Genomic DNA, 6,687 nt, shown 5'->3' on the forward strand with positions numbered 1-6,687 from the left:
TTACTCTGTTGATTGGAGCGGATAAGCTCAACTCCTGTGGGAATACGGGATAGGGGGACTCTGAGCAAAGGAGGCACCCCGGCATGCCTGCGGGTTTGCTGAGCTGCTTTCGTTGCAATCAACAGCCATGATAACAGACAGAACCATTGGGAGTAAAAATTTCTGGCATTTACGGTGTTTCACGTTATAATGATAATATTGTTTCGATACTAGAAAGAATAGGGGATTGGACATCTTGAAAAAAAGTGAAACGCAGCTTGGTGCCATTTATGCTGGGCTTTCCTACTTCCTTTGGGGGCTATTGCCGATTTATTGGAAGCTGTTAAATAAGGTTGGCGCAATGGAAATTTTGGCGAACCGTGTGTTTTGGTCATTCGTGTTTATGCTGTTGATTGTCTTCCTGACAAGAAAATGGGGCTTATTTATCCAGACTGTTAAAGGATTTTCCAAGAACAAAAAGCAATTATATGCTTTGATCATTGCTTCCATCTTAATTAGCGTCAATTGGTTTACGTATATTTGGGCTGTCAATAACGGACACATGATAGAAACCAGCCTCGGCTATTATATTAATCCGCTTGTCAGCATTCTATTAGGGATGCTGGTGTTAAAAGAGAAATTATCATTTTATCAATATTTCTCCTTCGGTTTGGCTGCCATCGGGGTTTTAATTGTCACCCTGTCCCACGGCGAGTTTCCCTGGGTCGCAATTATTCTGGCATTATCCTTTGGTTTATATGGGCTGGCCAAAAAGCTGATCAATGTGGAATCTGCTGTTGGCTTGACATTGGAAACCTTTGTGGTTACACCCATTGCCTCTATTTACATGTTATGGTTGTTTTTTAACGGCACAAACTCTTTTGCCGCTACGGACTGGTCCACCAATTTGTTATTAGTAGGTGCAGGTGTGGCCACCGCAGTCCCGTTGCTTTATTTTGCAAAAGGGGCCCAAAAAATTCCATTATCCTTACTTGGGTTCCTCCAATATATTTCACCAACCTTGACCTTATTGTTGGGGATATTCGTTTATCATGAACACTTTACAAAAATCCAGTTTCTGTCCTTTTTGTTCATTTGGTTAGCCTTAGCGATTTACTCGCTTTCCAAAACCAAGCTCTTGCCGGAAAAAGGGATGAAATGGAGCAAAGGAAATATTTAAAAAATAGGCTGCTGATTGGCAGCCTATTTTGCATTTTTTATAAAAAGCTCCGCTTCACTTTTTCCCAGAAAGAGTTATCCTTTAATTTCAGTGTTTTGACTTTTTTATCGCTCAAGGATATTCGAACCATATCAACAGATTGAATGCTCAGGGCTTCATTGTCCATGCCCATCGTTGGATAATCGTTATCTTCTTCCGCTACGACTTTTAGCATTAATGTCCGGTCGCTTCCTAAAATGAAGGAAGAGCCAAGGGAACGATAGTGGTTGTTATTGACAGACGCTACTTCGCTTACCTGCATGCATGGGAGGAGGGGATCTACAACAGCGCCATTGACCGATTTATTATAGGCTGTGCTTCCGGTTGGCGTTGCCACAATCAAACCATCTCCGCGGAAGGTTTCAAAGTGGAGATGGTCGATAAAAACATCGACCACAAGAGTTTTAATAATCGAAGACCTGATACTGAACTCATTCAAACATTTAAAGGTACCCTGTCCGTCGATAGAAACTTCAATGACAGGGTACCGGCGGACTTTCAGCTGTTCACTTTGCATGGCCGTTATCATGTTAGAAGTCTCTCCAATGCGAAAGTCACAATACATACTTAAGTTCATATTGGTAGATATCCCCATATAAAGACAATCATCACGGAAACCTGTTTTTCGGACAGCTTGCAGGAAAGTTCCATCATCCCCGATACTGGCGATAATATTGGCCTGGCGATAATCATTGACGATGGTAAAACCAAATCGTTCCGTTGCCTCATATAAAGAAGCGGTTTTGGCAAGCATGTCCTCATCCCGTTTATGGTAATAATAAACATTCCTGCGTTCTTCCATTTGATTACCTCCTGAAGAAAATTTTTCCCATCCTGAAATTAACTTTTGATAAAATAATGGTAGTCTTAAATTAGTTTAGCATTTTATTGAGACAATAGTGTAGTAAAGATTGGAAATTATTTAACTTTAGGGGGATGAAGCGTGAGTGGGAAACGGTGGGCTGCACTTGGCATTGCGGCGGCGTTATTTATTGGGTCTGTAATGATTAACTTTCTATCGGCATTTGCTTTTAAAGGACTTGAAACGGACTTTACTGACCTGCTGGCTGCAACTGAAAATCCATTTACCGAAGAAGTGGTCAAAGAAGGAAGCGAACTGAAAAGAATTGCCATCCTAGATATTGATGGGGTCATTCAGGATACGGGTGAGGCCGATTCAATATTACAAAGTTCCAGTTATAATCACCAAACTTTTTTAAAAAAACTAAAAGCCATTAAAGAGGACGATACCATTAAAGGTGTCATTGTTAGGGTCAATTCTCCCGGAGGCGGAGTGGTGGAAAGTGCAGAAATCCATGATCAATTAAAGGAACTGCAAGAAGAAGCTAAAAAGCCCGTATACATATCCATGGGTTCGATGGCGGCATCCGGGGGCTACTATATTTCCACCGCTGCCAAGAAAATTTACGCCAGCCCTGAAACCATGACGGGAAGCCTGGGTGTCATCATGGAAGGCATTAATTACAAAGGGTTGGCAGATAAATACGGTGTCGATTTCGTTACCATTAAAAGCGGGAAATACAAGGATATCATGAGTCCGACAAGGGAAATGACGGAAGATGAGCGGCAAATTCTCCAGAAAATGATTGATAACTCGTATGAAGGATTTGTTAAGGTCATATCGGAGGGCCGTCATATGAGTACCGATCAAGTCAAACAAATAGCCGATGGCCGCATTTATGATGGCCGTCAGGCGAAGGAATTAAATCTGATTGATGGTTTTGGCTATTTGGATGATGTGATTGCCACAATGGAAAAAGATGAAAACCTAAAAGGGGCATCCGTAATCCGTTACACAGATGATCTAGGAATTGGTTCTTTATTTCAAATGCAGGCCAAAAAATGGATGGGGGAAACACAAGAAATGGCAGGCTTAATGAAATTATTAGCACAGCCCAACTCCCCGCGCCTTATGTATCTATATGCGGAATAGGGGTGAATGAAATGGATCAAACAGAAAATCGAAACCAACCAAATGAACTACCGGAGAACCAATCCATTGCGGACCAATTGGAACCTACGGGTATATTCCCGTCGGCAATTGAGGTGGACAATCAACGTGATCCGCATGTTCCTTCTGCCCCTTTCCGTTACGCTGGATTTTGGATGAGGTTTTGGGCCTATCTCCTGGATTTAATCGTGATTGGAAGTATCGAACGGATATTAGTGAACCCATTATTCCGGATGCTGGATATTTCTCTATCGGAATTTAATATGTTTGCCCCTGTCTCGATTGCTTCCGCGGTTATTTTTTATTTGTATTTTGTATTAATGACGAAATTCTTTCATCAAACTTTGGGAAAGATGGTATTTGGAATCAAAGTCGTTGACTTGCGGCATGAAAAATTAACGTGGGGTACTGTGTTATTCCGGGAATGGATTGGCAGGTTTATCTCGGCCACAGTGGTTATTGGATATATGATTGTTGCTTTCTTGCCAAAAAAACAAGGACTCCATGATTTATTTACCGACACAACCGTCGTTCACATGGAGTGAGTATAAGGGCCTATCAACACCTGTTGGTAGGTTTATTTTTATATTTACAGGGAAAACTAGCAGGCGGGAAGGAGGTTTATTAATTTGTATTGGGTTTTGCTTGTCCTGCTGGTCCTCATGGCCCTGTTTGTCCTTATCATTTTTACTAAACTAACGATTCTTGTAAATTACCAGCATCAAAACGATGATGACCAATTAAACGTCGAATTTCGTATCTGGTTTGGGTTGATTAAATATAAGCTTGATGTCCCACTTATTAAAGTCGATGATGATTCCCCTAGTATCGTTGTCAAAGGCAACACGTATGCTGGCGAGTCGGCGAAGGAACCCCCTGATCAAAATGTGGAACAGTTCACGAAAAAAGATGCCAAGTCCTTTTTCACGAATGGGAAACAATTGCGGAATCGGGTCTTTAAACTGAATGTGATTATCAAAAAGTTTTTAAGAAAAGTTACCGTCAAGAAGTTCGAGTGGCAATCCTTAATTGGGGTGGGAGATGCTGCCCATACCGGTATGCTTTCCGGGGTTCTTTGGTCCGTAAAAGGTGGGATTATAGGGCTTGTCAGCCATTTTTTAAGCTTGAAGACAACCCCGCAAATTTCGATTACCCCCCATTTTCAAGCTTCAGTTTTTCATACGAAAATATCATGTATTTTTCAATTCCGTATCGGGCATGCTATGTTAGCGGGTGTTAAATTAGTTAAATTCTGGAAGGGTGGGTTATCGCCCTTCAAAAACAAAACTCATTTTACTAATGAAAAAACCAAATCGATTTAAACTAGGAGGATGCTGCTTATGTCTGATCACCCAATTCAAGGCTTGATGACAACGGCAATGGAGAGCCTGAAGGAAATGATCGATGTGAATACGATTATTGGCGACCCTGTTGAAACGCCGGACGGTAGTGTGATTTTAACAGTCTCAAAGGTTGGCTTTGGATTTGCTGCCGGGGGTAGTGAGTTTAAAATGGATACTTCCGGAGGGCAGGACAAAGGGCAGGGGGAAAACAAGGGCCAGCCTCAGCTGCCATTTGGGGGAGGTAGCGGCGCCGGTGTTTCCATTACCCCGATTGCTTTTTTAATAGTTAATAGCCAAGGAGTCAAGATGCTTCATCTTGATGAGAGCACCCACATTTATGAGAAAATCTTAGAGCTTGCGCCGCAGGCAGTAGATAAAATCCAACAAATGTTCTCTAAAAAAGATGAAGGAAAACAGCAAAACGGCTCCAAACAGAAGGACCAAAACGAGTCCAATCAACAGAAAAAGGATGATTTCGATATATAATCGAATAGGTTAATCTTCCAAAGGAAGGTTAACTTTTTTCATATCGATAATCGGGATTACTGGCAATGCTGATTTTAAAAGCCTTAATAATTGCAAAAGTGTTTCTGACAGGATATATTAACACTGTACATACTTTTACGGATGCGGTTCTATATACGGAACTAGATTCGCGTATTACGAAAAAGGGGGATGTAAACATGGCAAATGTAACATTTAAAGGCGGTCCTGTCACTCTATTAGGCAATGAAGTAAAGGTAGGAGACAAAGCTCCAAACTTCACTGTTCTTGCGAATGACCTATCTGAAGTGACTTTGGACGACACAAAGGGGCAAGTTCGATTAATTACTTCCGTTCCATCACTTGATACAGGTGTTTGTGATGCGGAAACCCGCCGTTTCAATGAGGAAGCTGCAGGATTAGGCAATGTAAAGGTACTGACCGTAAGTGTGGACCTTCCTTTTGCCCAAAAACGCTGGTGTGCCGCAGCGGGCATTGAAAATGTCCAAACATTATCCGACCATCGCGACCTTTCATTTGGTGAGGCGTATGGTGTGGCGATCCAAGAATTACGCCTATTAACACGTGCTGTCTTCGTGGTTGATTCTTCCGACACTGTGACATATGTAGAATATGTAAGTGAGGCTACCAATCATCCAAATTATGAAGCAGCCCTTGAAGCAGCCAGAAACGCAAAATAGAAATGAGATTCATTCTATTCTATGAAAGGCCTCGTGAGTAGCGAGGCCTTTCATACGTGAAAAATAAAAAAGTAAAAGGAATGGAAAGAGATGTCATTATCTCCAATCGAACAATTATTTACACTATTTAATGAAACAGCAATGATTTTACAAGAGGAATTGGATTGTTCTTATTTAGAAGCACTGGCTGAAACAGGAGAAAATATTTTTCAGGGTTCCATCTTACAGGACGAGTTAAGTGAAATCACTGTAAAAAGATTGGAAAAGCAATATGAAAGCCTGCAAATCAGTCAATTTTCCAATGAGGAAATTCGCAAAGCATTTCAACTGGTGATTTTAAAAGGGATGAAGGAAAATATCCAGCCCAACCATCAAATGACACCTGACTCTGTTGGTATGCTTGCTGCCTATTTGGTCGATAAATTTATGAAAGCACAATCGTTCCGATTGCTTGATCCTGCAGTAGGTACCGGCAACTTGTTAATGACCGTATTAAATCATCTCCAGAGGGATGTCATGGGAATTGGCGTGGATATTGACGATTTGCTGATTAAACTGGCTTACGCAAATGCGAATCTCCAAGAGCAACCTGTCCAACTGTTCAATCAGGATAGTCTAGAGCATTTATTTATTGATCCTGTCGATGCTGTCATTGCTGACTTGCCAGTCGGATACTATCCGAATGATCTGAGAGCATTGGACTATCAATTGAAAGCTGAAAAGGGCCATTCATATGCCCATCACTTGTTTATAGAACAGAGTGTTCGCCATACCAAGCCTGGCGGGTATTTATTTTTTGTGGTTCCCAATGGGCTGTTTGAAAGTGAACAGGCCGGGGCGCTTCATGAATTTATTAAAGAAAACTTGTTGATCCAGGGATTACTGCAACTTCCCGGCAATATGTTTAAAAATAAACAGGCAGCAAAAAGTATCTTAATCCTGCAAAAGCAAGGGGAAGGCGTGAAGACCCCGAAACAGGTTTTGTTAGCG

The 6,687-nt window shown here is 41.5% G+C and carries 8 protein-coding genes; 7 read left to right on the forward strand and 1 reads right to left on the reverse strand.

Annotation, left to right across the window (positions count from 1 at the left end):
- Nucleotides 1–235: 235 nt before the first annotated feature.
- Nucleotides 236–1,159 carry an EamA family transporter RarD gene (rarD, locus tag ACY8D0_RS15160; RefSeq protein ID WP_462411307.1) on the forward strand — a complete coding sequence of 308 codons (924 nt, stop codon included), beginning with the start codon at nucleotides 236–238 and terminating at the stop codon, nucleotides 1,157–1,159.
- A 37-nt stretch (nucleotides 1,160–1,196) separates the two neighbouring features.
- Here rarD and ACY8D0_RS15165 read toward each other — a convergent pair whose 3' ends face one another.
- Nucleotides 1,197–2,000, reverse strand: a complete 804-nt coding sequence (locus tag ACY8D0_RS15165) for an NAD kinase (protein WP_462411308.1) — start codon at nucleotides 1,998–2,000, stop codon at nucleotides 1,197–1,199.
- Nucleotides 2,001–2,141: 141 nt separating this feature from the next.
- Here ACY8D0_RS15165 and sppA point away from each other — a divergent pair, with 141 nt between their 5' ends.
- The 6 genes from sppA to ACY8D0_RS15195 all read left to right on the forward strand — a co-directional run.
- Nucleotides 2,142–3,152 (forward strand): signal peptide peptidase SppA, encoded by a 1,011-nt coding sequence (gene sppA / locus ACY8D0_RS15170; RefSeq protein WP_462411309.1) that lies wholly within the window; start codon nucleotides 2,142–2,144, stop codon nucleotides 3,150–3,152.
- 11 nt (nucleotides 3,153–3,163) lie between these two features.
- Complete coding sequence (locus tag ACY8D0_RS15175) at nucleotides 3,164–3,715, forward strand: RDD family protein (protein WP_462411310.1); 552 nt, start codon at nucleotides 3,164–3,166, stop codon at nucleotides 3,713–3,715.
- An 84-nt stretch (nucleotides 3,716–3,799) separates the two neighbouring features.
- On the forward strand, nucleotides 3,800–4,492 hold the full coding sequence (locus tag ACY8D0_RS15180) for a DUF2953 domain-containing protein (protein ID WP_462411311.1): 693 nt from the start codon (nucleotides 3,800–3,802) through the stop codon (nucleotides 4,490–4,492).
- 18 nt (nucleotides 4,493–4,510) lie between these two features.
- Entirely contained in the window at nucleotides 4,511–4,999 is a 489-nt protein-coding gene (gene ytfJ, locus ACY8D0_RS15185; protein WP_462411312.1) for a GerW family sporulation protein, read from the forward strand.
- Between the two features lie 197 nt (nucleotides 5,000–5,196).
- On the forward strand, nucleotides 5,197–5,697 hold the full coding sequence (gene tpx / locus ACY8D0_RS15190; protein WP_462411313.1) for a thiol peroxidase: 501 nt from the start codon (nucleotides 5,197–5,199) through the stop codon (nucleotides 5,695–5,697).
- A 90-nt stretch (nucleotides 5,698–5,787) separates the two neighbouring features.
- Nucleotides 5,788–6,687: class I SAM-dependent methyltransferase (locus ACY8D0_RS15195; protein WP_462411314.1), on the forward strand; the 900-nt coding region annotated here is incomplete at its 3' end.

The sequence above is a fragment of the Neobacillus camarae genome (assembly GCF_054950115.1).